The 25,623-nt window shown below is 73.7% G+C and carries 23 protein-coding genes and 1 pseudogene; 20 read left to right on the forward strand and 4 right to left on the reverse strand.

Features of this window, described 5'->3' with window-relative positions; all coding sequences use genetic code 11:
* Positions 1–42 precede the first annotated feature (42 nt).
* From Phou_RS33670 to Phou_RS33705, 8 genes are read left to right on the forward strand one after another with little or no spacing between them, the layout of a single operon-like run.
* Positions 43–867: a carbohydrate ABC transporter permease gene (locus Phou_RS33670; RefSeq protein ID WP_218579325.1), complete on the forward strand. Its 825-nt coding sequence runs from the start codon at positions 43–45 to the stop codon at positions 865–867.
* Positions 864–1,670, forward strand: a complete 807-nt coding sequence (locus tag Phou_RS33675; RefSeq protein ID WP_173063743.1) for a carbohydrate ABC transporter permease — start codon at positions 864–866, stop codon at positions 1,668–1,670. Before Phou_RS33670 ends, Phou_RS33675 begins: the two co-directional genes overlap by 4 nt.
* Positions 1,671–1,685: 15 nt before the next feature.
* Positions 1,686–4,037 (forward strand): glycoside hydrolase family 38 N-terminal domain-containing protein, encoded by a 2,352-nt coding sequence (locus tag Phou_RS33680; protein ID WP_173063746.1) that lies wholly within the window; start codon positions 1,686–1,688, stop codon positions 4,035–4,037.
* Positions 3,926–4,711, forward strand: coding sequence for a hypothetical protein (locus Phou_RS33685; protein ID WP_173063749.1), 786 nt, complete (start codon positions 3,926–3,928; stop codon positions 4,709–4,711). Before Phou_RS33680 ends, Phou_RS33685 begins: the two co-directional genes overlap by 112 nt.
* A complete protein-coding gene (locus Phou_RS33690) occupies positions 4,708–5,922 on the forward strand; it encodes an enolase C-terminal domain-like protein (protein ID WP_173063752.1) in 1,215 nt (404 codons plus the stop codon). The genes Phou_RS33685 and Phou_RS33690 overlap by 4 nt, the downstream gene beginning before the upstream one ends.
* Positions 5,919–6,839 carry a DUF4432 family protein gene (locus Phou_RS33695; RefSeq protein ID WP_173063755.1) on the forward strand — a complete coding sequence of 307 codons (921 nt, stop codon included), beginning with the start codon at positions 5,919–5,921 and terminating at the stop codon, positions 6,837–6,839. The genes Phou_RS33690 and Phou_RS33695 overlap by 4 nt, the downstream gene beginning before the upstream one ends.
* Positions 6,836–7,573: an SDR family NAD(P)-dependent oxidoreductase gene (locus tag Phou_RS33700; RefSeq protein ID WP_173063758.1), complete on the forward strand. Its 738-nt coding sequence runs from the start codon at positions 6,836–6,838 to the stop codon at positions 7,571–7,573. Before Phou_RS33695 ends, Phou_RS33700 begins: the two co-directional genes overlap by 4 nt.
* 18 nt (positions 7,574–7,591) lie before the next feature.
* Complete coding sequence (locus tag Phou_RS33705; protein ID WP_173063761.1) at positions 7,592–8,683, forward strand: DUF5005 domain-containing protein; 1,092 nt, start codon at positions 7,592–7,594, stop codon at positions 8,681–8,683.
* 23 nt (positions 8,684–8,706) lie between these two features.
* On the opposite strand, the gene ligD is transcribed toward Phou_RS33705, so the two are convergent.
* Positions 8,707–10,314, reverse strand: a complete 1,608-nt coding sequence (gene ligD, locus Phou_RS33710; protein WP_173063764.1) for a non-homologous end-joining DNA ligase LigD — start codon at positions 10,312–10,314, stop codon at positions 8,707–8,709.
* Between the two features lie 64 nt (positions 10,315–10,378).
* On the opposite strand from ligD, the gene Phou_RS33715 reads away from it, so the two are divergent.
* The 6 genes from Phou_RS33715 (at position 10,379) to Phou_RS33740 (ending at position 14,554) form a co-directional block, all read left to right on the forward strand.
* Positions 10,379–10,777, forward strand: a complete 399-nt coding sequence (locus Phou_RS33715) for a nitroreductase family deazaflavin-dependent oxidoreductase (RefSeq protein ID WP_173063768.1) — start codon at positions 10,379–10,381, stop codon at positions 10,775–10,777.
* A gap of 53 nt (positions 10,778–10,830) precedes the next feature.
* Entirely contained in the window at positions 10,831–11,217 is a 387-nt protein-coding gene (locus Phou_RS33720; RefSeq protein WP_173063771.1) for an ArsR/SmtB family transcription factor, read from the forward strand.
* A 39-nt stretch (positions 11,218–11,256) separates the two neighbouring features.
* Complete coding sequence (locus Phou_RS33725; protein WP_173064978.1) at positions 11,257–11,568, forward strand: VOC family protein; 312 nt, start codon at positions 11,257–11,259, stop codon at positions 11,566–11,568.
* Positions 11,569–11,731: 163 nt separating this feature from the next.
* Positions 11,732–12,142 carry a peptidoglycan recognition protein family protein gene (locus Phou_RS33730; RefSeq protein WP_173063774.1) on the forward strand — a complete coding sequence of 137 codons (411 nt, stop codon included), beginning with the start codon at positions 11,732–11,734 and terminating at the stop codon, positions 12,140–12,142.
* On the forward strand, positions 12,139–13,911 hold the full coding sequence (locus Phou_RS33735) for a glycoside hydrolase domain-containing protein (RefSeq protein ID WP_246274032.1): 1,773 nt from the start codon (positions 12,139–12,141) through the stop codon (positions 13,909–13,911). Before Phou_RS33730 ends, Phou_RS33735 begins: the two co-directional genes overlap by 4 nt.
* Before the next feature lie 7 nt (positions 13,912–13,918).
* A complete protein-coding gene (locus Phou_RS33740; protein WP_178134988.1) occupies positions 13,919–14,554 on the forward strand; it encodes a hypothetical protein in 636 nt (211 codons plus the stop codon).
* A 992-nt stretch (positions 14,555–15,546) separates the two neighbouring features.
* On the opposite strand, the gene Phou_RS33745 is transcribed toward Phou_RS33740, so the two are convergent.
* Positions 15,547–16,512 carry an ArsR/SmtB family transcription factor gene (locus tag Phou_RS33745; protein WP_246274033.1) on the reverse strand — a complete coding sequence of 322 codons (966 nt, stop codon included), beginning with the start codon at positions 16,510–16,512 and terminating at the stop codon, positions 15,547–15,549.
* Between the two features lie 128 nt (positions 16,513–16,640).
* Between Phou_RS33745 and Phou_RS33750 the strand changes: the two are divergent.
* Both Phou_RS33750 and Phou_RS33755 read left to right on the forward strand, forming a co-directional pair.
* Positions 16,641–17,548, forward strand: a pseudogene (locus tag Phou_RS33750) (SDR family oxidoreductase).
* Between the two features lie 140 nt (positions 17,549–17,688).
* Positions 17,689–18,822, forward strand: a complete 1,134-nt coding sequence (locus tag Phou_RS33755) for a cellulose binding domain-containing protein (protein ID WP_173063780.1) — start codon at positions 17,689–17,691, stop codon at positions 18,820–18,822.
* Positions 18,823–18,835: 13 nt separating this feature from the next.
* On the opposite strand, the gene Phou_RS33760 is transcribed toward Phou_RS33755, so the two are convergent.
* The gene (locus Phou_RS33760; RefSeq protein WP_173064984.1) at positions 18,836–19,714 is read right to left on the reverse strand and encodes an NADP-dependent oxidoreductase; all 879 of its coding nucleotides are present in this window, start codon (positions 19,712–19,714) and stop codon (positions 18,836–18,838) included.
* A gap of 101 nt (positions 19,715–19,815) precedes the next feature.
* Between Phou_RS33760 and Phou_RS33765 the strand changes: the two genes are divergently transcribed.
* Positions 19,816–20,748 (forward strand): AraC family transcriptional regulator, encoded by a 933-nt coding sequence (locus Phou_RS33765; RefSeq protein WP_173063783.1) that lies wholly within the window; start codon positions 19,816–19,818, stop codon positions 20,746–20,748.
* A 60-nt stretch (positions 20,749–20,808) separates the two neighbouring features.
* Here Phou_RS33765 and hisD read toward each other — a convergent pair whose 3' ends face one another.
* Positions 20,809–22,125: a histidinol dehydrogenase gene (gene hisD, locus Phou_RS33770; protein ID WP_173063786.1), complete on the reverse strand. Its 1,317-nt coding sequence runs from the start codon at positions 22,123–22,125 to the stop codon at positions 20,809–20,811.
* Positions 22,126–22,199: 74 nt separating this feature from the next.
* On the opposite strand from hisD, the gene Phou_RS33775 reads away from it, so the two are divergent.
* From Phou_RS33775 to Phou_RS33785, 3 genes are all read left to right on the forward strand, one after another.
* On the forward strand, positions 22,200–23,204 hold the full coding sequence (locus Phou_RS33775) for a LacI family DNA-binding transcriptional regulator (RefSeq protein ID WP_173063789.1): 1,005 nt from the start codon (positions 22,200–22,202) through the stop codon (positions 23,202–23,204).
* A 392-nt stretch (positions 23,205–23,596) separates the two neighbouring features.
* Positions 23,597–25,270, forward strand: coding sequence for a sodium:solute symporter family protein (locus tag Phou_RS33780; protein WP_246274034.1), 1,674 nt, complete (start codon positions 23,597–23,599; stop codon positions 25,268–25,270).
* 28 nt (positions 25,271–25,298) lie between these two features.
* The gene (locus Phou_RS33785) at positions 25,299–25,610 is read left to right on the forward strand and encodes a hypothetical protein (RefSeq protein WP_173063796.1); all 312 of its coding nucleotides are present in this window, start codon (positions 25,299–25,301) and stop codon (positions 25,608–25,610) included.
* Positions 25,611–25,623 lie beyond the last annotated feature (13 nt).

Raw genomic sequence — 25,623 nt, forward strand, 5'->3', positions numbered from 1 at the left:
CGCGGGGCCCGGTGGGGCGCGCTGGGCTTCATCTCGCCGGCCGTGCTGCTCGTCGCCGCGCTGCTCTACGCGCCCTTTCTCTACACGATGGTGCTGAGCTTCACCGAGTACGACGGGCTCAACTCGCCGCAGTGGGTCGGGGTGGAAAACTTCACCCGGTTCTTCGACGACCCGGCGCTGACCACCTCGCTGCGCAACACGCTGATGTGGGTGGTCGGCACCACCGTCGTGCCGGTGGGGCTCGGCCTGCTGGTCGCGGTGCTGAGCTTCGGGATCAAGGGCGGCACGCTGCTGCGGCTGCCGTTCATGCTGCCGTACGCGCTGTCCGGCGCCGGCCTCGCGGTCATCTGGAGCTTCATCCTCCAGAGCGGAGGAGCGGCAAACGACGTGCTCGGCTTCCTGCACCTGCCGGGCGCGGAGACCTCGTTCCTGCAGGAGGAGCCGTGGAACACGCTCGCCATGATCGTGGCGTGGACCTGGCAGCAGACCGGCGTCAACGCGCTGCTCTTCCTCGTCGGCCTCCAGTCGATCCCGAAGGAGCCCCTGGAGGCGGCCCGGCTCGACGGCGCCGGCGGCTGGTCGCTCTTCCGGCACGTCACGTGGCCGCTGCTCGCTCCGCTCACCACCGTCGTGGTGGGCCTCGCGCTGGTGGCCAGCCTGAAGACGTTCGACATCGTGTGGGTGATGACCCAGGGCGGCCCGGGACGCAACTCGGAGACGCTCGCCGTGACGATGTACCGGGACGCGTTCGTCGCCGGCGAGTACGGCTACGGCTCGTCCGTCGCGCTCGTGCTCACGCTCACCACCGGCGCCATCACGCTGGCCTACCTGCGCCGCCAGGTCAAGAGTCGGGAGGCACTGGGATGACCCGCCGGATCGTGCTGGGCGCGATGGGCCTCGTGTGGCTGATCCCCGTCTACCTGCTGCTGGTAAACGCGTTCCGGCCGAGCACGCGGTACGACGCCGACCGCATCTGGGTACCGGACAGCGACTTCGGCTTCTTCGACAACGTCAAGCTGGCCTGGGACGCCGCGGGCCTCGGCCCCAGCATCCTCAGCACCCTGCTGTACAGCGTGCTCTCGCCGGCCGCCGCGGTGGTGGTCGGCGCGATGGCCGGGTTCGCCATCGTGGTCCTGCGGCTGAAGGCCGGGTTCTGGTGGTTCATGCTGCTGTTCGGCGGCACCATCTTCCCGATCCAGATGCTGATCATCCCGCTGTTCATCAGCTACAGCAGCGCCGACCTGTACGACCGGCGCACCGGTCTGGTGCTCGTCTACACCGCGATCTGCGTGCCGCTGGCTGCGCTCGTCATGCGCAGCTTCTTCACCGGCATCGCGTACACCATCTACGAGGCGGCCCGGGTCGACGGCGCGTCCGTGTGGCGCATCTTCTGGCGGGTGTACCTGCCGCTGGCCGTCCCGGCGCTCGGGGCGGTGCTGATCCTGGAGTTCGCGTTCGTCTGGAACGACCTGCTCTTCGGCCTCACCCTGTCCCAGGACGAGACCGTCCGGCCGGTGATGACCGCCCTCTCCTCCCTCTCCAGCGCCTACTCCGGCTCGACGGTGCCGGTCGTGCTCGCCGCCGGCCTGGTCATGTCGCTGCCGACCGTGCTGGTGTTCCTCGGCGCCCAGCGCATCTTCGCCCGGGGCCTGACCCTGGGCCAGTACTGACGAAGGAGTCCCACCGTGACAAGTCGGCTGCTGCGGGCGAGCCTCGGCTCGCCGGGCTACGACGACATGCGCGCCACCCTGCGAAGCGCCGGAGCGACGACCGTCGCCGGCGACGTGCGGGTCGCCTGCCTCCCGCTCTTCCAGGGCGACCCGCTGCGCCAGGCGATCCGCGTGACCGGCGCCCCCGAACAGGCACGGGTGACGGTCCGCGACGGCGACACGCTCGTCGGCGAGGGCCGGGCCGGCGCCGACGTGTGGGTGCCCGAAGTGGACACCCCGCGCACGGTCGGGATCGCGGTGGAAGGGGTGGGGGAGGCCGCCTTCGTCATCACCCCGCAGCGCAAGTGGACGGTCCACGTCGTACACCACTCGCACCTGGACATCGGCTACACCGACCGGCAGGGCGTGGTGCTCCGCAACCACCTGGAGTACCTGGACTCCGCGCTCGACCTCGCCGCCGCCACCGAGCGGTGGCCGGACGAGGCGCGCTTCCGCTGGACCGTCGAGTCCGCCCTGCCGGTGCGGCGGTGGCTCGACTCGCGGGACCGCGCGGCGGTCGACCGCTTCGTGGCGCTGGCCCGGGACGGGCGCATCGAGGTCACCGCGATGCCGTTCCAGCTGCACACCGAGGCGTGCTCGGTCGAGGAGCTGCACCGGATGCTCCGCTTCACCGACGACCTGCGCGAGCGGCACGGCATCCCCATCACCTCGGCGATGCACACCGACGTGCCCGGCGCCGTCGTCGGCTTCGTCGACGCCCTCGCCGCGGGCGGCGTGCGGTACCTGTCCGCGGCGCACAACTGGGCCGGCCGCTCGGTGCCGTTCCTCACCGGCGGGCAGGACCTGGGGCGGCCGTTCTGGTGGCGGTCGCCGGCCGGCGAGCGGATCCTCGTCTGGTTCACCGACACCGCGCACGGCATGGCGTACATGGAGGGCAACGTCGTCGGCATCGCGGAGAGCTTCGCCGCGGCGAGCTCCCTGCTGCCCGGCTACCTGTGGTCCCTGGCCAACCGTCCGGTGCCGTACCGCAAGGAGGCGTTCGGCTGGAGCGGCCTGGACGGGGTCGAGCTGCACAAGCCGCCGTACCCGCACGACGTGCTGCACCTGCGCGTGCAGGGCGGCAACGCGGACAACGCCGGCCCGTCGATCGTCCCGCCGTCCGTGGTGCGGGAGTGGAACGCCACGTACGCCTGGCCGAAGCTGCGCATGTCGACGAACAGCGCGTTCTTCGAGGACGCCGAGCGGCGGCTCGGGGAGGCCATCCCCGAGCACAGCGGCGACTGGACCGACTGGTGGGCCGACGGGCTCGGCTCCGGCGCGCGGCCGCTCGGGTACGCCCGCCGCGCCCAGCACGCCGTCCGGCACGCCGAGACCCTCCACGCGCTGGCCGGCTCGCCGGCCACGGCCGAGGTGGACGCCGTCTACGACAAGCTCGGCCTCTTCGACGAGCACACCTGGGGCGCGGCCAACCCGTGGCACGACCACGAGGACGGCTTCGACTCCGGCGGCCTGCAGTGGGCGCGCAAGTGCGAGATGGCCTACTCGGGCGCGGACGACGCCGAGGACCTGCGGCACGCCGGCGCCCACCGGCTCGGCGCCCGCCTCGCGCCGGCGGGTGGCGCGCTCGCCTCGTACCTCATCGCCAACCTCGGCCCCGCGGACCGCACCGACCTCGCGGAGGTCTTCCTCCCCGCCAGCGTCGTGCCGCTCGACGACCTGGTGTCCATCGTGGACGCCCGCACCGGCTCGGCGGTGCCGCACCACGAGGAGGCCGTGCGGCCGGAGGACTGGCCGACCCGGCCGGCCGGGCGGCGGCTGTCCTTCGTGCTCGCCGACGTGCCGGCGGTCGGCCACGCCCGCATCGACGTCGTCGCCGGGACCGGGCCGGCGGTCGCCGAGGAGCTGGACACCTGGCAGATCGAGAACGAGTACTACCGGGTGAACGTCGACCCGCGCGAGGGCACGCTCACGTCCATCTTCGACAAGCGGGCCGGGCGCGAGCTGGTCAACGCCGCCGGCTACGCGGGCATGAACCAGTACGTGCACGAGCGGTACTCCACCGCGCCGCACGTCAACCACCTCTCCGGCCACATCGAGGCCCCGCGGGGGACCTTGCCCTGCTGGCCGGCCGCTCGATCGGCCGCCGCGCCTCGCTGCTGCGCGCGGTCCGCACGGCCGTGGGGGAGACCCTCGAGATCGAGCTGGACGCCGACGGCGCGCGCTGGCTGCGCACCACCGTCACGCTCACCGCGGGCGTGGCCCGGGTCGACATCACCAACCGCCTGTACAAGGACGGCGCGCCGGCCAAGGAGAGCGTCTTCTTCGCGTTCCCCTTCGCGATGCCGGCACCGGTCGCCTGGGAGCTGACCGGCGGCGTGGGCGGTGGCGACGCTCCGACCGTGCCCGGCGCCGCGCGTCACCTGGCGCCGATCCGGCACTGGGTGGCGTTCGCGGACGGCGAGGTGACCGCGGCGTGGGCCACCCTGCAGGCGCCGCTGGTCATGTTCGGCGACATCTTCCTGCCGTACGCGCCGTTCCCGCCGACGATCTCGCCCGACCCGGCCGAGCCCGGCACCGTCTACTCGTGGGCGATGAACAACATCTGGGACACGAACTTCCCGGCGCAGCAGCAGGGCGAGACGACGTTCCGGTACGCGGTCGGCTCGGCGGCCGGTGCCGAGCCGCGCGAGCTGGGGCAGGCGGTCGCCGCGGGCTTCACGGACGCGTTCGTCGCCGTGCCGCTGACCGGGGAGGGCGCGGTCGCGCCACCCGAGGACCGCTACGCGACGGTGGACCATCCACTGGTGCGGGTCGCGGCGATCGGCCCCTCCCGGCGGGGACACGACCTGGTGGTGTACCTGTCGTCGGCGGCTCCGGCGCCGGTCACCGTCTCGCTGCGGGTGCCCGGCCTCGCGCGGGCCGCGGTGGGCACCAGCCTGGAGCGCGACCTCACGCCGGTCGCCGCGGCGGACGGCGCCGCGGCGGTCACGGTCCCCGCGGGCGGTTTCGTGGCGGTCACGGTCGACAAAGGACAGCCGTGAAGATAGTCGACATCCGGGCCACCACGGTGACGGTCCCCCTCGAAGCGCCGCTGCGGCACTCCAACGGGGCGCACTGGGGCCGCTTCGTGCGGACCATCGTGGAGGTCGAGGCCGACAACGGCCTCGTCGGGCTCGGCGAGCTGGGCGGCGGGGGAGAGAGCGCCGAGCAGGCCGTCCGCGGCCTGCGCGACTACCTGGTCGGCCACGACCCGTTCGCGCTGGAGGCGCTGCGGTTCGCGATCGCCAACCCGACCGCCAGCCTGTACAACAACCGCACCCAGCTGCTGGCCGCCGTCGAGTTCGCCTGCCTGGACCTGATCGGCCAGCACCTGGACGTGCCCGTGTACGACCTGCTCGGCGGCAAGCTGCGCGACCGCGTCCCGTTCGCCGCGTACCTGTTCTTCCGGCTGCCGGCCGCCGGCGGCGGCGGTGAGGTGCGCACCCCCGACCAGCTGGTGGCGCACGCCCGCGAGCTGAGGCGGGGGCACGGGTTCACCGTCCACAAGCTCAAGGGCGGGGTCTTCCCGCCGGAGTACGAGCTGGAGTGCTACCGGGCGCTCGCCGCCGCGCTGCCGCCCGGCGACCGCCTGCGGTACGACCCCAACGGCTCGCTGTCCGTGGCCGAGGCGAGGCGCTTCGGCGAGGCGATCCGGGACCTGCCCAACGAGTACTTCGAGGACCCGACCTGGGGCCTGAACGGGATGCGGCAGCTGCGCGACCTCGGCATCCCGCTGGCCACCAACACCGTCGTCGTCAACTTCGAGCAGCTCGCGACGAACGTCCGGGACCCGGCCGTGGACGTGGTCCTGCTGGACACCACGTTCTGGGGCGGCATCCGGCCGTGCGTCAAGGCGGCCGCGGTGTGCGAGACCTTCCAGCTCGGCGTGGCCGTGCACTCATCCGGAGAGCTGGGCATCCAGCTGGCCACCATGCTGCACCTCGGCGCCGTGCTGCCCAACCTCACCCACGCCGCCGACGCGCACTACCACCACCTGCGCGACGACGTCATCGAGGGCGGCAAGCTGCCCTATGTGGACGGCGCGATCGCGGTGCCGGACGGGCCGGGACTGGGTGTGCGGCTGGACCGGGAGCGGGTGGCCCGCTACGCCGAGCTGTACCGGGAGCTGGGCGGCTACCCCTACGACCGGGACCCGGCGCGGCCAGGCTGGTACCCGCTGGTGCCGAACGACCGGTGGGCGGACCCGTCATGACGGTGCCCGAGGTCGTGCTGGAGAACGACGCGCTGCGGATGACCGTGCTGCCGCACGGCGGGCACATCGTGGAGTTCCGGCACAAGGGACTGGACCTCGACTTCACCTGGCGCTCGCCGCGCCGCGGCTGGCCGGGGTCGGGCGACTTCTTCGACACGTATCCGGGCGGCTGGCAGGAGGTCCTGCCCAACGGGGGCGCGCCGGCCACGTACCGGGGAGCCGCGCTCGACCAGCACGGCGAGGTGGCCGGGCTGCCGTGGGAGTGCGTACCCGTCGACGGCGGCGTGCGCCTCACCGTGGCGGCCCGGCGCACCCCGCTGCGCGTGTCCAAGGTGCTGCGCCTCGACGGCGCGCGCCTGCGGGTCGCCGAGATCGTGGAGAACGAGGCACCCGTCGAGGTGCACGCCATGTGGGGCCAGCACCTCGCCTTCGGCCGGCCCTTCCTCGTGCCCGGCGCCCGCCTCACCCTGCCCGACGGCGTCCGGGTGATCCCGCACGGGTCGACCATCAACCCGCCGCGCCGCGCGGTAGCCCCCGGCGGGCCGTACCCGTGGCCGGTCGTACCCACACCGACCGGTGGGTCGGTCGACCTCTCGGTGGTGCCGGAGCCTGGCGCGCCCAGCGAGATCGTCTACCTGACCGGCTTCACCGACGGCTGGTACACGCTGCGCCGGCCCGGCGGGCCCGGCGTGCGCGTCGAGTGGGACGCCGCCGTCCTGCCCTACCTGTGGCTGTGGCACGAGGCCGGCGACACCACCGACTACCCCTGGTGGGGCCAGGCGTACGTGGTCGGCGTCGAGCCCTTCTCCAGCTACCCGACGGACGGGCTGCCGACCGCCGTCGCGAACGGCTCGGCGCTCACCCTGCCGCCGCGCTCGTCACTGTCGCTCGACTGGTCCGTGGAGGTACTGCCGTGAAAGGCAAGGTAGCGGTCGTCACCGGCGGCGCCAAGGGCATCGGCGCGGCCGTCGTCGCGCGCCTGTCGCGAGACGGGGCGAGCGTCGTATACGGCGACGTCGACGGTGACGGAGTCCGCGCCGACGTGACGGTCGCGGCCGACATGGAACGGCTCGTCGCCACCGCCGTCGAGCGCTTCGGCGGCCTCGACATCCTGGTGACCAGCGCGGGCATCCAGCGGTACGGCACCGTCGAGGAGACCACCGAGGCGCTGTGGGACGAGGTGCTCGACGTCAACCTCAAGGGCGTCTACCTCGCCTGCCGCGCCGCGATCCCGCACCTGCGCGCCCGGGGCGGCGGCGCGATCGTCGCGGTCTCCTCCGTGCAGGCGTCCGTCTCCCAGCGCAACGTCGCCGCGTACGCCGCCAGCAAGGCCGGCATCAACGCGCTGGTCCGGTCGATGGCCCTCGACCACGCCGCCGACCGGATCCGGGTCAACGCCGTGTGTCCCGGCTCGGTGGACACGCCCATGCTGCGCTGGGCCGCCGACCTCTTCCGCGGGGAGTCCACCGTGGAGGAGACCGTCGCGCAGTGGGGTCGCAGCCACCCGCTCGGCCGGGTGGCGCGGCCGGAAGAGGTCGCCGAGGTCGTCGCCTTCCTCGCCAGCGACCGGGCGTCGTTCGTCACCGGCGCCGAATACCGGGTGGACGGCGGCCTCCTCGCCGTCAACCCGGCGTCGCTCCCCCCTTCATGAGGTTCGGATAGGAGAACCATGCGCCGTCGCACCATCCTCGGTGGTGCGGCGGGCGCGACCGCGCTCACCGTGCTGTCCGCCCGCCCCGCCGCCGCCGCGCCCCGCACCCCCACCGGCTCCCCGAACGCCCCGCTCAACACGCTCTTCAACACCTACGGCAACACCGGCGCCGGCTGGACCGGCGCCGACAGCACGTACTCCACGCCGCTGCCGGACGGCCGTCGACTGTGGATGTACTCGGACACGTTCCTCGGCCCGGTCAACCCGGACCTGAGCCGGCCCCTCGACACCCCGTTCCTGCGCAACTCGATGATCGTCCAGGATGGACAGCGGCTCACCACCGTGCACGGCGGCACCGCGGCCGAGCCGACCACGCTGCTCGCCCCGGCCAGCGGCGACAACTGGTACTGGATCGGCGCGGGCATCGCCGTAGGCGGGGTGCTCAACCAGACGGTCGTCGAGTTCGGCCGCACCGGCACCGGCCCGTGGGACTTCGCCTGGATGGGCACCCACCTCGCGCGCATGTCGGTGGGGCGGCTCAACCGGGTGATCGACATCCGGCCGCTGCCCTCCGGCGCCGAGGTCACCTGGGCGGCGTGGCTCCAGCCGGTCGGCCGCCACGTGTACGTGTACGGCGTCGAGGACCGGGGCGTGAGCAAGTACCTGCACGTGGCCCGGGTCGCCGGGCGGGACCTGCGCGGGCGGTGGGAGTTCTGGACCGGCTCCGGATGGTCCACGGTGGAGACGGACTCGGCGCGGGTCATGGAGGGGGTCAGCAACGAGCACAGCGTCACCCCGTGGCGGGGCAGGTGGCTGCTGGTCACCCAGGACACGACCGAGCTGTTCAGCGCGAAGATCGTGGCGTACGTGGGCGACAGCCCGACCGGCCCGTTCACCGGCAAGACACTGCTCTACACGACGCCGGAGACGGGTGCGACCGGCACGTACGGCAACGCCAACGTGTACACGTACAACCCGCACGTGCACCCGGAGCTGAGCACCGACCGGCGGCTGCTGGTGTCGTACAACGTGAACAGCTTCGACAGCGACGACCTGTACGAGGACGTCACCATCTACCGTGGACGGTTCGTGGACGTGACGCTCGCCTGAGTCGCGTGCCGCCGCCTGGGCGGTCAGTCGAGGCGCGGCAGCTTCTGCGGGTGGTCCAGCAGGTCGCGGAAGAGGTCGCCGCGCTCCGCGACCCGGTCCACGACCGAGCGGATCGTGAAGGCGTCCGGGCGCAGGCCGGGGTCGTCGAGCTCGTCCCAGTCGACGGGCGCCGACACCGGTGCGCCCGGCGCCGGCCGCGGGCTGTACGGCGTGACGAGCGTCTTGTTGACCGCGTTCTGCGTGTAGTCCAGCCGCGCCCTGCCCTCGCGCTCCTTGACCTCCCACTTCCAGCTGACCAGGTCGGGAACGACCGCGCCGACGGTGCGGGACAGCTTCTCCACCCAGGCGCGGGTGGCGGCGAAGTCCGGGCCGCGCGCGACCGGTACCCAGATCTGGATGCCGCGCCGCCCGGTCACCTTCGGCCGGGCGACGACGCCGACGTGCTCCAGGGCGGTGCGGTGCAGGCGGGCGAGGGTGAGCAGGTCCTCCCAGCTCGTCCGCTCGCCCGGGTCGAGGTCGATCAGCGCCCACGTCGGGCGGTCCGGATGGTCCACCATGGACGTCCAGGCGTGCCACTCCAGCGCGCCGAAGTTGGCCGCCCACACGAGCGCGGCCGGCTCGTCGACCACGAGGTACGTGCGCGTCTCGCCCGGGTCGGCGTCCGGGTTGTCCCAGCGCGGCAGCCAGTCCGGCGCGTGGTGCGGCAGCTCCTTGTGCCAGAAGCCCTTGGTGCCGGCGCCGTTGGGGTAGCGGTGCATGTTGAGCGCCCGCCGCCGCACGTACGGCAGCACGGTGGGCGCGATCCGCGCCGTGTACGCGAGAAGCTCCCGCTTGGTGACCGGCGGGTCGCCGGGAAAGAGCACCTTGTCGAGGTTGGTCACCTTGAGGTCGCGTCCGAAGACGTGCCACACCCCGCCCGCGGCCCGCATCCCCTCCAGCTCCCGCAGCGCGGCGTCGCCGGCCGGGTCCGCGGTCGCCTTCAGCGGCACCGCGGCGCGCGCGGCCGGCTGGTCGGAGCGCCACATCCGGTCCGGGTCGGCCTTGACCTCGTCGTTGGTCCGGCCACTCAGGACCGAGCGGGGATGGTCCTCCGGATCCCAGCCACCCTCGGCGAACTCGTCCTTCTTGTGCAGCAGCAGCCACCGCTCGCGGTCGCCGTCCTTGCCGGTGCGGACCAGCACGAAGCGGCCGCGCAGCTTCTCGCCGTACATGTCCAGGTGCAGCTCGCCGCCGGCCAGCGCGCGCCCCGCGTCGTCGACGTCCTCGGCGGGGCGCCAGGTCCCGGCGTCCCACACGATGACGTCGCCGCCGCCGTACTCGCCCGAGGGGATGATGCCCTCGAAGTCGATGTACTCGATCGGGTGGTCCTCGACGTGGAAGGCGGCGCGCCGGGCCTTGGGGTCGAGCGTGGGGCCCTTCGGGACCGCCCAGCTCGCCAGCACGCCGTCGACCTCGAGGCGGAAGTCGTAGTGCAGGCGCCGCGCCCGGTGCCGCTGCACCACGAAACGCCGCGCCTCACCCTGAGGTGGAGCGCTGTCGCCGGACGGCTCGGGCGTCCGCGCGAAGTCGCGCTTACGGCGGTACTCCTTGAGGTTGTCCTTCCGCCGTGCCCCGGCCTTCGTCGGCGCCATCCCTCCTTCTTACCCACCCACGGCGGCCTTACCCCGCCCGCGTGGGCGCGCGTATGGTGGGCGCGTGGTGCTTCCCCGGCGTCTGGCCAGGATCAACCGGGTGGTGAGCAACCGGGTCCTCGGCCCGGTCGCCCAGGTGCTGCCCGCCTTCGGCATCGTCGTGCACCGCGGCCGGCGCAGCGGCCGCGAGTTCCGCACGCCGGTCAACATCTTCAAGACCCCCGACGGGTACGTGGTGGCGCTGACCTACGGCGTCGGCGACTGGACCAGAAACGTGCTCGCGGCGGGCGGTTGCGAGGTCGAGCTGCGCCGCCGGCCGGTCCGCCTGACCGACCCGCGCGTGGTGCGCGACCCGGCGCGCAAGGCCGTCCCACTGCCGGTGCGCCCGATCCTCGCGGCGATCGGCGTGACCGAGTTCCTCCACCTCCGCGACCCGCGCCGGAGCCGGCCCGGCGAGGCGTGAGCTCCGGCCGCCACCGGTTGACAAATGTTAGCGGTACCTCTAACTGTTAGAGGGTGACCGCGCGGGAGGTGGACGAGCTGTTCGCGGCGCTGGCCGATCCGACCCGGCGGCGGGTCGTGCAGCTGCTCGGCGAGCAGCCGCGGCGGGCGGGCGAGCTGGCGCGGGCCGCGGGCGTCTCGGCCCCGGTCGTCAGCCGCCACCTGCGGATCCTCCTCGCGGCGGGCGTGGTCACCGACGAGCGGGTGGCCGGCGACGCGCGGCTGCGGGTGTTCCGGCTGCGGCACGAGTCGCTGGTGGCCCTGCAGGCGTGGCTCGACCAGGTGCAGGCGCAGTGGACGGAGCAGCTCGGCGCGTTCAAGCGGCACGTCGAGGCGGGCGCGGCGCGGCGCGGCGAGCCCGCCGCCTCGCGTGCCGCAGACGAGGGGGAGGAGCGGCCATGACGGCACGGTCGGCGAGCGCGTCGGTGCGGGTGGACGTGGATCCGGCGACGGCGTTCGAGGCGTTCAGCGCGGAGATCGACAGGTCCGTCCTGCCCGGCGCTGCACGTCGGCGACGGCGCGGTGCTCCTCTTCCCGGCCGACGGCAAGCCGGCGCAGGAGCCGGTGTCGCACGCCCTGTGGGTGTACGTCGACGACCTCGACGCGCACCACGCGCACGCCGTCGCCGCCGGCGCCCGGGTGGTGGAGGGCCTCTCGCAGCAGGGCTTCCGTTCGTACGTGGCCGAGGACCTCGACGGGCACCGCTGGACGTTCGTGCAGGCGTCACCCGCGATGCGCGCCGACCCCCGCTAGACGCTCTTCCACACCGGGGCGGGGCGCGTCCCCGCCTTTCGGGCCTGGCTGAAAGGTGTTGCCCGGCCGCCGCGGCGGACCGGATGCTCGGCGCGTCCGCCACCGCCGGCCGCCTCTGGCGCCGGGGGCGCGGGACCACCCGACGCCGAGTGGAAGAGAAGCCATGCCCATCACGATCAAGAGGCGCGCGACCTGGGCCCAGTTCGTCGACCCGATGATGCGGGTGCACGCCGAGAACCCGCCCGCGCCGAGCCCCAACCCGGACTGGAACCCGGTCGGCGGCGTGTTCATCCACCACCGCGGCCCGGGGTCGCTGGGCGGCGGCTACGTCACCGAGGACGACTGCCTGGAGGACATCGCCGGCGTCTACACCGAGGACGTGCGCTCCGGCGAGGGCAACGGGGACATCCAGTACAACTGGCTGGTCTGCCAGCACGGCAACATCTACGAGGGCCGGGGTACGAGCGCGGCGAGGCCAACTGGGGCCGCTGCTTCCCCTCCGGCGGCCCGGCGCCGTGCGCACCGGGCGAGATCGGGCGCAACGGCGGCTTCTACTCCATCTGCGCCCTCATGAACCTCGACCACACGGCCGGCGAGCCACTGCTGCGCGCGGTCCGTGACCTCATCCGCCACCTGCGCACCGAGGCGCCGAAGCCGGCCGGCACGCGGATCGTCCCGCACTCGTACGGGTACGACACGCAGTGCCCGGGCAACCTCACCATGTACGCCCGCGAGGGCTCCACGATCGACCCCGCCGCACCCTGGACCGGGCTCGCCGACATCCACGTCTTCGCGGCCCAGCGCTGGTGCAACGCCACCTACGCCGCCGCGCCCGGCTACGAGCGCTGCCCGGAGGACGGCCGCACCGGCTGGTCCACCGTGCTCTCGCTGACCCAGGGGCTGCAGCACGAGCTCGGCATCTCGCCGACGGTGCGCAACTTCGGCCCCGGCACGTTCAACGCGGTCAGGACCCGCAACAAGCTGCCCGGCCAGGAGACCAACGGCAACATCGTCCGGCTGTACAACGGCGCGCTGTGGTGCAAGGGCTACTGGACCGCCACCGACCAGGGCCAGTGGAGCGGCGACTCGCAGCAGGCGCTGGAGCAGCTGTACGCCCACGCCGGACTCTCCTACTCCGACGCCGCCGCGCGGCAGCGGATGTGGCCGCACGTCGTCAAGGCGATGATGCGGATGGACCAGTTCCGCCTCGTACCCGGCGGCGACGCCGACACCCAGGTGATCCAGCGGCGGCTCAACGCCCGCTACGTCGCCGGCATCGGCATCCCCGCGATGAGCCTGGTGCCCTGCGACGGCTACTACTCGCGCGACGTGCAGCAGGGCTTCATGATGGGCCTGCAGTACGAGCTGGGCATCGACATCAACGCCATCAACGGCTACTTCGGCCCCGGCACGCAGGCCGCGCTGCGGGGGCGCGGCTCCGGCGCGCTGGCCGGCGACCTGCGCTACATGTTCCGGGCGGCGTGCTACTTCAACTCGCCCACGTACGTGCGCGCGGGCGGCGGCCAGACCCCGCTGCGCTACCTGGCCGGCGACATCACCACCGACGCCGCGACCGCCTCGCACGTGGCGTGGCTGCGCGCCTTCCAGGAGTTCTCGCAGATCCCGGTCAACGGCACCAACGACTACACCACGTGGGCGCAGCTGCTCGTCTCCTCCGGCGACGTGGGCCGCCCGGCCGCCGGCTGCGACTGCATCACCGAGATCACCGCGGCGCGGGCCGCGCAGCTGCGCGCCGCCGGGTACCAGATCGTGGGCCGCTACCTCGACGAGCACCTGCCGCCGACCGACCCGGCCTACCTGGGCAAGGCGCTCAAGCCGGGGGAGCCGCGGGCCATCCTCGACGCCGGGCTGCGGTTCTTCCCGCTGTTCCAGTACAACGGCACGCAGCTGGCCAACTTCACCTACGACAAGGGGTACGACCAGGGGCAGAAGGCGCACCACAAGGCCGCCGGCTTCGGCATACCCGCCGGCACCTGCGTGTACTTCGCCGTCGACTACGACGCGCTGGACGTCGACATCGACAGCAACGTCAAGCCGTACTTCGAGGGCGTCAAGGCGGCCCTCGGCGCGCTCGGCAACCGGTACACGTTCGGCGTCTACGGCTCCCGCAACGTGTGCGACCGCGTCTCCCGCGAGGTCGGCGCCACCTGGTCGCTGGTCTCCGGCATGTCGTGGGGCTACTCCGGCAACCTGGGCTTCCCGCTGCCGGCGAACTGGTCGTTCAACCAGATCCGGGAGTACGAGTTCCAGCCAGGCTGGGGCCTGGACCACGACGTGTGGCGGCAGGGCGCGGACCCCGGCGTCCACACCCTCGACCAGTGAGGACACCATGATCAGCCGACGCACCCTCCTCGGCGCCGCGGCCGGCGCCGGCGCGCTCACACTCGTCCCCGCCGCCCCGGCGCTCGCCCGGGACACCTCCCAGAACGGCTGGCCGATCGACCCGGCCGCCATCGCCGTCCACCGCATCGAGGGCTCCGCCGCCTCCGTGGCACTGCGCCGCGGTGCCGCCGCCGCGGTCCTGCTGCACGTCGCGCGCCGCTGGCACTACGAGATCGCCCCGCTGGACACCGGCGAGGGCGGCGGCGTGACCGGCCACACCGCACGGCGCGCGGTCCGCGCACCCTACGAGACCAACTACCTGTCCGGCACCGCCATCGCCCTCCACCCGGCCGCCTACCCGGTCGGCGGCAGCGAGCCGCTGTGGCCGCACCACGAGCTGATCGTCCGCGACATCCTCGTCGACTGCGACGGGATCGTGGCCTGGGGCGGCGACCTGACCCCGGCGAAGGCCTCCCACTTCCACATCGCGGCCGCCCCGGGCGACCGCACGCTCGCGCACGTCGCCGCCCGCCTCGACACCAGCCGCCACGCCGCCCTCCGCGGCCCGGCCGCCGGCGCCGTCGGCGACCCGGGCACACCCGAACGCCGCGACAGGGCCCGCCGCCTGCCGCGACCCCGCTGAGGCCCCTTCAAAGGCGAAGACGGCGGGCTACCGCGACGCCCGCCGTGGCCCGGACCGTTGCTCCCGCGGCCTCACCGTCCGTGGTGGTCGGGCCGGCCGTGCGCGGTCCGTGGTCGGGCCGGCCGTGCGCGGTCCGTGGTGGGGCCGGGCGGGGTTGGCGCGGCTCGTGGTGGTCCGGCCGGCCGGGCGCCGTCCGCGGTGGTCGAGCCTGCGTGGCCGGTGCCGGTGCGGGTGTCAGGCCGTCGGCGGGCTGTCGCGAACGGCGTCTCAAGCTGGGCGCACGGATGCGCCCAGCGCCCGACCGCACTGTCGGTGGTGGACAAGCCCGCCGCACGGCCGGCTCCGCGCGGCGACCACCGTTCGTGGCTTGGCGGACGGCGTGCGACCGGTGGGCTTGGCGCGCGGCCGGCAACCGGTGGCTTGGCCTGAGCGACAGGCCGGTGGGCTCGGCGGCGGGCGACCGGTTGGTTTGGCGTGAGTGACTAGGGAGCTTGGGGTTGAGGTGGGCGATTCCGTCCGCAACAGGGCGGGGTGGTCGCCGTTGTCGATGCCGGTCAAGAAGGGGCCTGGCGCGTGGCCGCCGGTCAGAAACAGTGGCGGCGATCTGGGAAGCCGGCGACCGCGACAACCCCCACCCCGAAGTCTCCTTCGCGGTGGGAGTGCGCGAGTCCGCCCGCGGTTCGGCGCCGTCGTCGCGGTCGGTGACTGTCGATCAGGCACAGCGGTGTGAGCTTCGAGATCTTGGTGAGTTGGCGCGATATTTCGACGCTAACTTGCCAAGATCTGCTGGAGCGGGCTGCTGGGGTGAGCTGGGCGACCGCGGAGGGTGAGGCCGCGGGAGCAACGGTCCGGACCACGACGGACGTCGCGGTAGCCCGGATCTGGTTCGGGTTGGCTTGAGGGCGACCGGAGGGCTTGGCGCGCCCCGCCGGCAGCGGTGGCGGGGACCGGGGCGTATGCGGTGGAAAGCCTGCCAGGGTGGGCGGCGGCGGTCAGGCTTCGGGCGGTGCGGCGGTCCGCAGGAGGGCGGCGCCCAGCGGGGTGAGGGTGTGGAGGACGGCGCGGCCGGTCCGGGTGGTGTGGATCAGGCGGGCCTCGCGCAGCACCGCGGCGTGCTGGCTCGCCGAGGCGATGCTCACGCCGACCCGGCGGGCCAGCTCGGTGGTGGTGCGACCGTCCCCTATGGACTCCAGCACGGCGGTGCGGGTCTGTCCGATCAGGGCGGCGAGGTGCGTGCCGGCCGGGAGGGTGATGTCGTGCTCGACCGGGTAGACGAGGACCGGCGGCAGGGCCGGGTCGCGCAGGAGGTCGGCCGAGCCCCACGACAGGTAGGACGGCACGAGCAGCAGCCCGCGTCCCCGCAGGTGCAGCGACTGCTCGAAGGCCACGTCGATCTCCAGGACCGGCGGGGCCCAGCGCATCATCGGCCGGAAGCTGTCCAGCAGGCCCTCGCAGCCCTGCTCCAGCAGCACCCGCGCGCGCCGCGCGCGGTCGGCCTCGACGGCGGCCAGGGCGTCGGGCCAGATCGGGGCCACCACCGCCTCGTGGTGTGAGCGCAGCGCGGCGGCCACCCGGGTGAGTGTCGGCCGGTCGCCCTCGGCCAGGCGGCGGGTCCAGGCCGGCAGCGGGCGGCCGAGGCGGGCGAGCCGGGTCATGTCGGTGCGCAGGCGGGACACCGGCGTGGCCAGCAGCGCGTCCAGCCCGGTCGGCAGGCCGCGCAGGCCCTCGGCCGGGGTGAGGAAGTCGGGGTAGTAGCGACCCTGCACCAGCGGGTCGAGCACCTCGAGGTCGGCCCGGCGGCTGGCCCGCAGCGCGTCGCGGCGCCACCGCCCGAACACCGGGGCGGGCCCCGGCCGGCGCAGGCGGAAGAGGCTGAAGATCGTCTCCCACAGCGGGTCGGGGCTGCTGGCGAGCCGCACCCGGCCGATGTCCTCCGGCGTGAAGTAGACGCGTATCACGTCGGCCCCCCGGTCGGCGCCCCGAGGCGGTTCGGGGCGCTCCGGTGAGTGTATGGGCGCGCGGAGCCGCACCGCCATCAGCGCGAGTCGATGCTGGCTGTCGGATCCCCGGCTGCGAGACTGGCCGGATGACATCGTGGTCGCCGGACAAGGACGCGCTGCGCGGGCGGGTCGCCGTGGTGGCCGGAGCCACCCGCGGCGCCGGGCGGGGAATCGCCGCGGCCCTCGGCGAGGCGGGCGCGACCGTCGTGTGCACCGGGCGCAGCAGCAGCCGCCACCGGCTCCGGTCCGACTACGACCGGCCGGAGACGATCGAGCAGACCGCCGAGCTGGTGACGGCGCTGGGCGGGACCGGCGTGCCGTACGCGGTGGACCACCTCGACGCCGAGCGGGTGGGGGCCTGGCGGCGTGGCTGCGCGGGGAGTACGGGCACATCGACGTGCTGGTCAACAACATCTGGGGCGCCGAGCAGCTCAAGGGCGGCCCCAGCGAGTGGAACACCCCGGTGTGGGAGCACGACCTCGACAAGGGGCTGCGCATCCTGCGCCTCGCCGTCGACACCCACCTCATCACGTCGCACCACCTGCTGCCGCTGCTCATCGACCGGCCCGGCGGGCTGCTCGTGGAGGTCACCGACGGCACGGCCGAGTACAACGCGGGCACGTACCGGATCTCGGTCTTCTACGACCTGGCCAAGGCGTCGGTCAACCGGCTGGCGTTCGCGCAGGGGCACGAGCTCGCGCCGCACGGCGCCACCGCGGTCGCGATCACCCCCGGGTGGCTGCGGTCGGAGATGATGCTCGACGCGTTCGGCGTGACCGAGCAGACGTGGCGCGACGCCCTCGCGGCCGGTGCGCCGCCGGGGTTCGCCGCCTCGGAGTCACCGCGGTACGTGGGTCGCGCGGTAGCCGCCCTCGCCGCGGACCCGGGGCGCTCGCGGTGGCAGCAGCGCTCGGTGAGCGCGGCCGAGCTGGCCCGGGAGTACGGCTTCACCGATGTCGACGGCACCCAGCCGGACGCCTGGACCGCGATCTAGCGCGGTGACCACTGTGGTTCGCCGGGTTCCCCGGGCGAACCAGGCCCTGCCGGACCCGGAAACGTCGTTCGAGCGGGGCTCGACCGCGGCTCGAGTGCGGAGACCTTGACGGACGTCGATGGCTGCCGCATTGTCGAGGGATGTCTGGCGTGCGCTCCACTGTGGCCACTCGTCGCCTGCTGCCGGGCCTGCTGGCCGCCACCGTCCTGCCGGCGGCGGTGTTCGGCGCGCTCCTCGCCGCCGTGCCGGGCGTCGGCGCGTCGCCGGCCTCGGCCGTGGTGCTCGACACGTCGCCGCCGACACGGTCCCCCACGTCGGGCACGACACCGGGCACGTCGCCGTTTCCGCCGAGCGCACCCACCAACCTGGTCGCCACCGCCGTCACCTCCGGCTCGGTGACGCTGAGCTGGACCGCGTCGACGCGGGGCTGCTGCGAGATCGTCGGGTACGACGTCTTCTACATGCAGGCGTACTACGACGTCGCCTTCAGCCAGCAGGTCGGCAACGTCACGACGGTGACCGTCACGGCGAACATCGCCCGCACGAAGCAGTACACCTTCACGGTCACCGCCCGCGACTCGATGGGCCGCCGCTCGGGCGTGTCCAACGAGGTCGTGGTCGTCACGCCCAACACCGACACCGGGCCGGACACCACGCCGCCGGGCACCCCGCCGGGCTTCGCGCTGGCCAGCCAGACCGCGACGACCGCGCAGCTGGCGTGGACGCCGGCCACCGACGACGTGGGCGTGACGGGGTACGAGGTCTACAAGTTCGACGGCGTCTTCATCTCGACGCTGCTCGCCACCGTCAGCGGCACCACCGCCGGGGTTCCGCTGGGCGCGGGCCGCAACCAGTTCTACGTGCGGGCGCGCGACGCGGCGGGCAACCTTTCGATCGCCACCGCCGCCCTCAACGTGAACGGCGCGACGAACCCGCCGGTGACGCCGGGGCTGTGCCAGGTCACGTACACCAACACGTCGCAGTGGCAGACCGGTTTCGTGGCCTCGGTGACGATCCGCAACACGAGCCCTTCGACGCCGGTGGAGGGGTGGACGCTGACGTTCGCGTACCCGGGTGACCAGCGGGTCGTCTCCGCGTGGAGCGCGCGGGTCACGCAGAGCAACGCGGTCGTGACCGCGCAGCACGCGGACTGGAACAGGGTCATCCCGGTCGGCGGCAGCGTCACGTTCGGCATCTACGGCGCGTGGAGCGCGAGCAACGTGGCGCCGGCGGCGTTCGCGCTGAACGGGACGGGCTGCGTCGTCGCCGCCTGACGCGACCGCCGCGTCACGGCACGAGGACCGTCTTGCCCCGCAGCGTGCCCGCCTCGGCCTCGCGGTGCACGTCGGCGAGGTCGGCGAGCGGGCGGACCGTGACGTCCACCCGCACGGCGCCCGCGTCGACAAGCGCGACCAGCGCGGCCAGGTCGGCGGTGTCGTTGCGGACGACGAAGTGCCGCGCGCCGACCCCGGCCGGCCCGGTCACCGACACCGCCGCGCCACCCGGCCGGACCAGCGCTGCCGCGCCGGAGGCCGGACCGGGCACCAGGTGCAGCAGCGTGTCGACCGGCTCGTCGAGGGTGAGCGGGCCGCTCGTGTAGTCGAGGACGCGGTCGGCGCCGAGCTGGCGGACGGCGGCGGCGCTGCGCGGGCCGGCGGTGGCGACCACGTACGCGCCGGCGTGCTTGGCGAGCTGTACCGCGAACCGGCCGACGCCGCCGCCCGCGCCGTTGACCAGCACGCGCTGGCCCGGCGCGACGCGGGCGTGCGCGAAGACGGCCTGCCACGCGGTGAGGCCGGCGATGGGCAGCGCCGCCGCGTGGGCCAGCGGTATCGCTGCGGGCGCGGCGACGAGGTCCGCGGCCGGGGCGGTCATGTACTCGGCCGCGGCGCCGCCGGCGTCCACCCGCCCGACCACCCGGTCACCGGGCGCGAACGCGACACGGCCGGGGCCGGCCGCCACCACCGTGCCGGCGACCTCGCCGCCGAGCGTCCACGGCAGGTCCAGCTCGGCCACGTGGCGCAGCAGGCCGCGCCGCCACCCGACGTCGGAGGGGTTGAACGAGGTCGCGGCGACCTTGAGCAGGACCTCGCCGGGGCCGGGCGCGGGGCGGGGCACCTCGTCGGCGCGGATGGCGGAGGCCTCGCCGTACCCGTGGATTCGCATGGCTCGCACCCGACGAACCTATGGCCGCCCGGCGGAGACGGACCATGCTTTCAGGTCCCGCGTTCATACGCGATCGTCCTCGCGGCGATACGCTCTGCCGCGTGGACGTGCTCAGCGACGTGATCACCGTGATGCGCACCGGGCAGCCGCGCTCGGCGCGGGTGGGGTGGCGGGCGCCGTGGGCGCAGGAGTTCGCGGCGGTGCCCGGCGCCGCCGGCTTCCAGGTGGTCCTGCAGGGCGCCTGCTGGCTCGTGCGGCCGGGCGCCGCGCCGCTCGCGCTCGCGCCGGGCGACGTCGTCTTCCGCCCGCACGGCGGCGGGCACACGCTCGCCGACAGCCCCACCACCGCGCCGGCCGCGCCCGCCTGCGACCCGTCCGACCCGCGCGCGGAGCGCCGGTACGCGGACGACCCCGTCGACGACCCCACGACGGTGACGCTCTGCGGCGGCTACCAGCTCGACGCGGCCCGCGCCCACCCGCTGCTGCACGACCTGCCCGACCTCATCCACCTCCCCGCCCACCTCGGCCGCCACCCCGCCCTGCGCTCCACAGTGGACCTGCTCGCCGCCGAGCTGGCGCGGCCGGGGCTGGGCACCGACGCCATCGTGCCCGCGCTGCTCGACACGCTGCTGCTGCACATCCTGCGCGCCTGGCTCGACGGGCGCTCGGCCCGCGCCGCGCGCACCGGCTGGGCGGCCGCCCTCACCGACCCGCCGACGACCGCCGCGCTGCAGGCCATGCACCGCGACCCCGCCCGGCCGTGGACGGTCGCGTCGCTGGCCGCGGAGGCGGGGCTGTCGCGGGCGCCGTTCGCCCGGCGCTTCGCCGCGCTGGTGGGGCAGCCGCCCCTGGCGTACCTGACCTGGTGGCGGATGACCACCGCCGCCCTCCTGCTGACCGGCTCGGACGCACCGCTGCGCGCGGTGGCGGCCGAGGTGGGGTACGGGTCGGAGTTCGCGTTCGCCGCCGCGTTCAAGCGCCGCTACGGCGTCGCCCCCGGCCGCTACCGCCGCGCGCGGCAGCCCGCCGCCTAGGCCCTGTTTGGAAATCCTTGCCGGGCTGCGCCGGGCGCAGAGTGGCCACCGCACCAGCGCCTACGTCCGCGGCGCGGTGACCTCCGCGAGCCAGGCGGGTGCCGGGTCGCCGGCCCGCACCGCGCGCAGGTCGCCCGAGCGGGCGTGCCCCTCGAACGTCTCGACCCGCGCGGCCCGCCCGCACAGCCGGCCCAGCGCGGCACTGGTCGCCGGGTCGGTGACCTCCTGGTACGTCACGGTCCGCAGGTACTTGCCCACCCACAGGCCACCGGTGTACCGGGCCGCCTTCCGGGTGGGCAGGACGTGGTTCGTGCCGATCACCTTGTCGCCGTACGAGACGCACGTGCCGTCGCCGAGGAAGAGGGCGCCGTAGTTCGACAGGCGGTCCAGCGCGCGCCGGGGCTCGGCGGTGAGCACCTCGACGTGCTCGAACGCGTACCCGTCCGCCACCGCCCACGCCTGCTCCAGGTCGTCGACGACCACCACCTCACCCCGGTCCCGCCAGGCCGGGGCGGCGTAGTCGCGGGTCGGCATGCCCGGCAGGATCCGCTCGACGAGCGCGATGACCTCGCGGCCCAGCGCCTCGGACGTGGTGACCAGCACGGCGGGGGAGTCGGGGCCGTGCTCGGCCTGGCTGAGCAGGTCGACGGCCACGGTGAGCGGGTCGGCGGTGCCGTCGGCGACCACCAGGATCTCGGTGGGGCCGGCGGGCAGGTCGATGCCGACCTCGCCGAAGAGCTGGCGCTTGGCCTCCGCCACGTACGCGTTGCCCGGCCCGGCCAGCAGCGCGACCGGCGCGATCTCGCCGGTGCCGAGCGCGAGCGCGGCGACCGCCTGCACGCCGCCGAGCACGTAGATCTCGTCCGCACCGGCCAGGTGCATCGCGGCGACAGTGGTCGCCGGGATCTCGCCGCGGATCGGCGGCGTGCAGGCGGCGACCCGCGCCACGCCCGCGGCCTTCGCGGTGACGATCGTCATGTGCGCGGAGGCGACGAGCGGGTAGCGCCCGCCCGGCACGTACGCGCCCGCGGCCGCGACCGGGATGTGCCGCTGGCCCAGCCGCACGCCGGGCAGCGTCTCGATCTCGAACTCGCCCATCGACGCCCGCTGTGCCTCCGCGAAGCCGCGCACCTGCTCCTGCACGTACCGGATGTCGTCGAGGATGGTCTGCGGCACCGTGCGGACGAGCTTTTCGATCTCGCCGGCGGAGAGCCGGAACGACGGCGGCGCCCACCCGTCGAACCGCTCGGACAGCTCCCGCACGGCCGCGTCGCCGCGCTCGCGGACCGCCTCGACCAACTGGCGCACCGTCTCCTGTACGGCGGCATCACCCGCCGCCACCGTCCCGGCGTCTAGGCTGCTTTTCAGAAAGCGCATGTTTGCCAGCCCTCCGCTTGCTCGGCTGACGGGCGACGGTGATCCGCATACGTATGCATGTCAAGGGGCCGCCGATGACCCGGGTACCGACGAGCAAGGACGTCGCCAAAGCGGCCGGCGTCTCCCAGCCCACGGTGTCCCGGGCGCTGGCCGGCCACCCGCACGTCTCGGCGGCCACCCGCGAGCGGGTGCGCAAGGCGGCGGAGCAGCTCGGGTACGTGCCGCAGGAGTCCGGCCGCGTGCTGCGCAGCCGCCGCACCCGCCGGATCGCGGTGGTCTCCAGCCCGGACGACCTGCTCAACCCCTTCCACCCCCAGCTGATCGTGCCGCTGCACCAGGCGCTCGCGGCGGCCGGCTACCGCACGACCCTGCTCGCCGAGACCGGCGACGCGGCCGTGCTGGCCCAGGTCACCGACGGCTCGGTCGACGGCGTGGTGCTGACCGCGACGCACACCGGCTCGGCGGTCCCGCGCCAGCTGGCCGCCAGCGGCGTGCCGCACGTGCTGGTCAACCGCCTGGTACCCGAGGCGGGGCACCCGAGCTGCGTGGCCGACAACCGCCAGGGAGCCGCGGACATCGCCGCCCTCGTGGCCGGCCTCGGCCACACGGAGGTGGCGCTCGTGCTCGGCTCGCGCCGGCTCAGCACGAGCGTGGACCGCGAGTCCGGCTTCCGCAGCGTGCTCGCCGCCGGCCGCACGGTCCGCACCCGGGTGCTGCGCGGCGGCTACGACCACGCCACCGGGGTCGCCGCCGCCCAGTCGCTCTTCAACGCGGCCCACCGCCCGACCGCGATCCTGTGCGCCAGCGACACGATCGCGCTGGGCGTGTTGCACGAGGCGCGGCGGCACGGCGTCGACGTGCCCGGCGAGCTGACCGTGACCGGGTTCGACGACATCCCGATGGCGGGCTGGGAGCCGTACGCGCTGACCACCGTCCGCCACGACGCCGCCCGCATGGCCGCCGAGGCGGTGCGGCTGCTGCTGTCGCAGCTCAGGCCGGCGGCGGAGGAGGCCGGGCCCGAGTCGGTGGTCCTGCACGCCGACGTGGTGCTGCGCGAGACGCACGCGCCACCGCCGTAGCCCACCCATTCAGATCCGGGCTACCGCGACGTCCGTCGCGGTCCGGACCGTCGCTCCCGCGGCCGCACCCTCCGCAGTGGTCGCTGTCCGGCCGCCGCACCGTTCGCGGTGGTCCGGCGCCAGGCGGCGCTGCGCCGTGCCTCGTGCGCCGGGCCTGGCACGCTCTCGCCGGGGCTTCCCGTGGCACCGCCCGCCAAATCCGGACGGTCCAAGCCGGATTCGGGAACGGATCCCGTGCGCCCGCGCCGTATTCGGGGGATGGGGAGAAAAGTCCAACTCCGCCCGCGATGATTTTTTTACCTGTTTCGTGGGTACGTGGCGGTCGTTGTCACCGGCCGGTAGTCCTCACCGGCCAGTCGTTTGTCACCGGCCACGAGCGGAGGAGACGTGTCGTGGAAGACCCGTTGAGGATCGGCGCCAACTTCATCGACTACGTGCTGGTGGCCGTGTACTTCGCGGTCGTGCTGATGATCGGCCTCGCGGCGCGCCGGCGGATCTCGGACAGCCTCGACTTCTTCCTCGCCGGCCGCTCGCTACCGGCCTGGATCACCGGCCTCGCGTTCATCTCCGCCAACCTCGGCGCGGTCGAGATCATCGGCATGTCCGCGAACGGCGCGCAGTACGGCATGCCCACCATGCACTACTACTGGATCGGCGCCGTACCGGCGATGCTCTTCCTGGGCATCGTGATGATGCCCTTCTACTACGGCTCGAAGGTACGCAGCGTGCCCGAGTTCATGCTGCGCCGCTTCGGCCCCGGCGCCCACCTCGTCAACGCGCTCAGCTTCGCGCTGGCCCAGGTGCTGATCGCGGGCATCAACCTCTTCCTGCTGGCCAGCGTCGTCAACAGCCTGCTCGGCTGGCCGCTGTGGGTGGCGCTGATCCTGGCCGCCGCGATCGTCCTGAGCTACATCACGCTGGGCGGCCTGTCTGCGGCGATCTACAACGAGGTGCTCCAGTTCTTCGTGATCGTCGCCGCCCTGCTGCCGCTCACGCTCATCGGCCTGCACCGCGTCGGCGGCGTCGACGGCCTGATCGACAAGATCACCAACGCGCCGGGTGGCGGCGCCGAACAGCTCAGCTCGTGGCCGGCAAACGAGCTGTCCGGGTTCAGCAACTCGTTCCTGTCGGTGCTCGGCATCGTGTTCGGCCTCGGCTTCGTGCTCTCCTTCGGCTACTGGACCACCAACTTCGTCGAGGTGCAGCGCGCGATGGCCACCCACAACATGTCCGCCGCGCGGGCCACGCCGATCATCGGGTCGTTCCCGAAGATGTTCATCCCGTTCATCGTGGTCATCCCCGGCATGATCGCCGGCGTGCTGGTCGCCGAGACCGCGGCGCTCAAGGCCGGCGGGGACGCCAGCGGCACCACGTACAACGACGCGATCCTGCTGCTCATCCGCGACACCCTGCCCAACGGCCTGCTCGGCGTGGCGCTGGCCGGCCTGCTCGCCGCGTTCATGGCCGGTATGGCCGCCAACATCTCGGCCTTCAACACGGTGTTCAGCTACGACCTGTGGCAGCGGTACGTGCGCAAGGACCGCCCCGACGAGTACTACCTGCGGATCGGGCGCCTCGCCACGGTCGGCGCCACGGTCCTGGCGATCGGCACCGCGTTCATCGCCTCCGGCTACGAGAACCTGATGAACTACCTGCAGACGCTCTTCGGGTTCTTCAACGCGCCGCTGTTCGCCACGTTCATCCTGGGCATGTTCTGGAAGCGGATGACCGCGACCGCCGGCTGGGTCGGCCTCGTCTCCGGCACGGCGGCGGCGGTCATCGTGTGGGCGCTCAACGAGGCCGGCGTCTACAACCTGCCCGGCCAGGGCGCGGCGTTCGTCGCGGCCGGCGCGGCCTTCGTGGTGGACATCGTGGTCAGCGTCGTGGTCAGCAAGGCCACCGCGCCGAAGCCGGTGTCCGAACTGGCCGGCCTCGTCTACTCCGAGACGCCGAAGGAGCAGCGCACGGACCCGGCCGCGAGCCGCCTGCCCTGGTACCGGTCGCCGACCAAGCTCGCCGGCATCTCGCTCGTGCTCGTCATCGCCCTGAACGTCGTCTTCCGCTGACCGCCGCCGCCCGAGGAGGGGTCCCACAATGACCGACCGTCAACAGAGCATCGGCCGCCCCGCGGCACCGCGCCGCGCCGGCTTCTCCGACGTACGCAGCGTGATCGGCCTGCTGGTCGGCTTCTACGGCATCGTGCTCGTGCTCATGGGCATCTTCGCCGAGTCCGCCGAGGACCGCGCCAAGACCGGAGACGTCAACGCCAACCTGTGGGCCGGCCTGGCCATGCTGGTCTTCGGCGCGATTTTCGTCCTGTGGGCCTTCCTCCGCCCCATCATCGTCGACCCCACAGAAACCGAACCCCCGCCGGACAACCCCCCACCGGTAGGCGGCGCCAGCTAGCGGCCCGCGCTAG

Origin of the sequence: Phytohabitans houttuyneae, assembly GCF_011764425.1 — a bacterium.
Lineage (GTDB): Bacteria > Actinomycetota > Actinomycetes > Mycobacteriales > Micromonosporaceae > Phytohabitans > Phytohabitans houttuyneae.

What these genes read in the sequence shown, in the direction of transcription:
- Phou_RS33675 (WP_173063743.1), top strand. Translation starts at nt 864, where the DNA reads ATGACCCGCCGGATCGTGCTGGGCGCGATGGGCCTCGTGTGGCTGATC.
- Phou_RS33695 (WP_173063755.1), top strand. Translation starts at nt 5,919, where the DNA reads ATGACGGTGCCCGAGGTCGTGCTGGAGAACGACGCGCTGCGGATGACC.
- Phou_RS33705 (WP_173063761.1), top strand. Translation starts at nt 7,592, where the DNA reads ATGCGCCGTCGCACCATCCTCGGTGGTGCGGCGGGCGCGACCGCGCTC.
- ligD (WP_173063764.1), bottom strand. Translation starts at nt 10,314, where the DNA reads ATGGCGCCGACGAAGGCCGGGGCACGGCGGAAGGACAACCTCAAGGAG.
- Phou_RS33730 (WP_173063774.1), top strand. Translation starts at nt 11,732, where the DNA reads ATGCCCATCACGATCAAGAGGCGCGCGACCTGGGCCCAGTTCGTCGAC.
- Phou_RS33735 (WP_246274032.1), top strand. Translation starts at nt 12,139, where the DNA reads ATGAACCTCGACCACACGGCCGGCGAGCCACTGCTGCGCGCGGTCCGT.
- Phou_RS33740 (WP_178134988.1), top strand. Translation starts at nt 13,919, where the DNA reads ATGATCAGCCGACGCACCCTCCTCGGCGCCGCGGCCGGCGCCGGCGCG.
- Phou_RS33755 (WP_173063780.1), top strand. Translation starts at nt 17,689, where the DNA reads ATGTCTGGCGTGCGCTCCACTGTGGCCACTCGTCGCCTGCTGCCGGGC.
- Phou_RS33760 (WP_173064984.1), bottom strand. Translation starts at nt 19,714, where the DNA reads ATGCGAATCCACGGGTACGGCGAGGCCTCCGCCATCCGCGCCGACGAG.
- hisD (WP_173063786.1), bottom strand. Translation starts at nt 22,125, where the DNA reads ATGCGCTTTCTGAAAAGCAGCCTAGACGCCGGGACGGTGGCGGCGGGT.
- Phou_RS33775 (WP_173063789.1), top strand. Translation starts at nt 22,200, where the DNA reads ATGACCCGGGTACCGACGAGCAAGGACGTCGCCAAAGCGGCCGGCGTC.
- Phou_RS33785 (WP_173063796.1), top strand. Translation starts at nt 25,299, where the DNA reads ATGACCGACCGTCAACAGAGCATCGGCCGCCCCGCGGCACCGCGCCGC.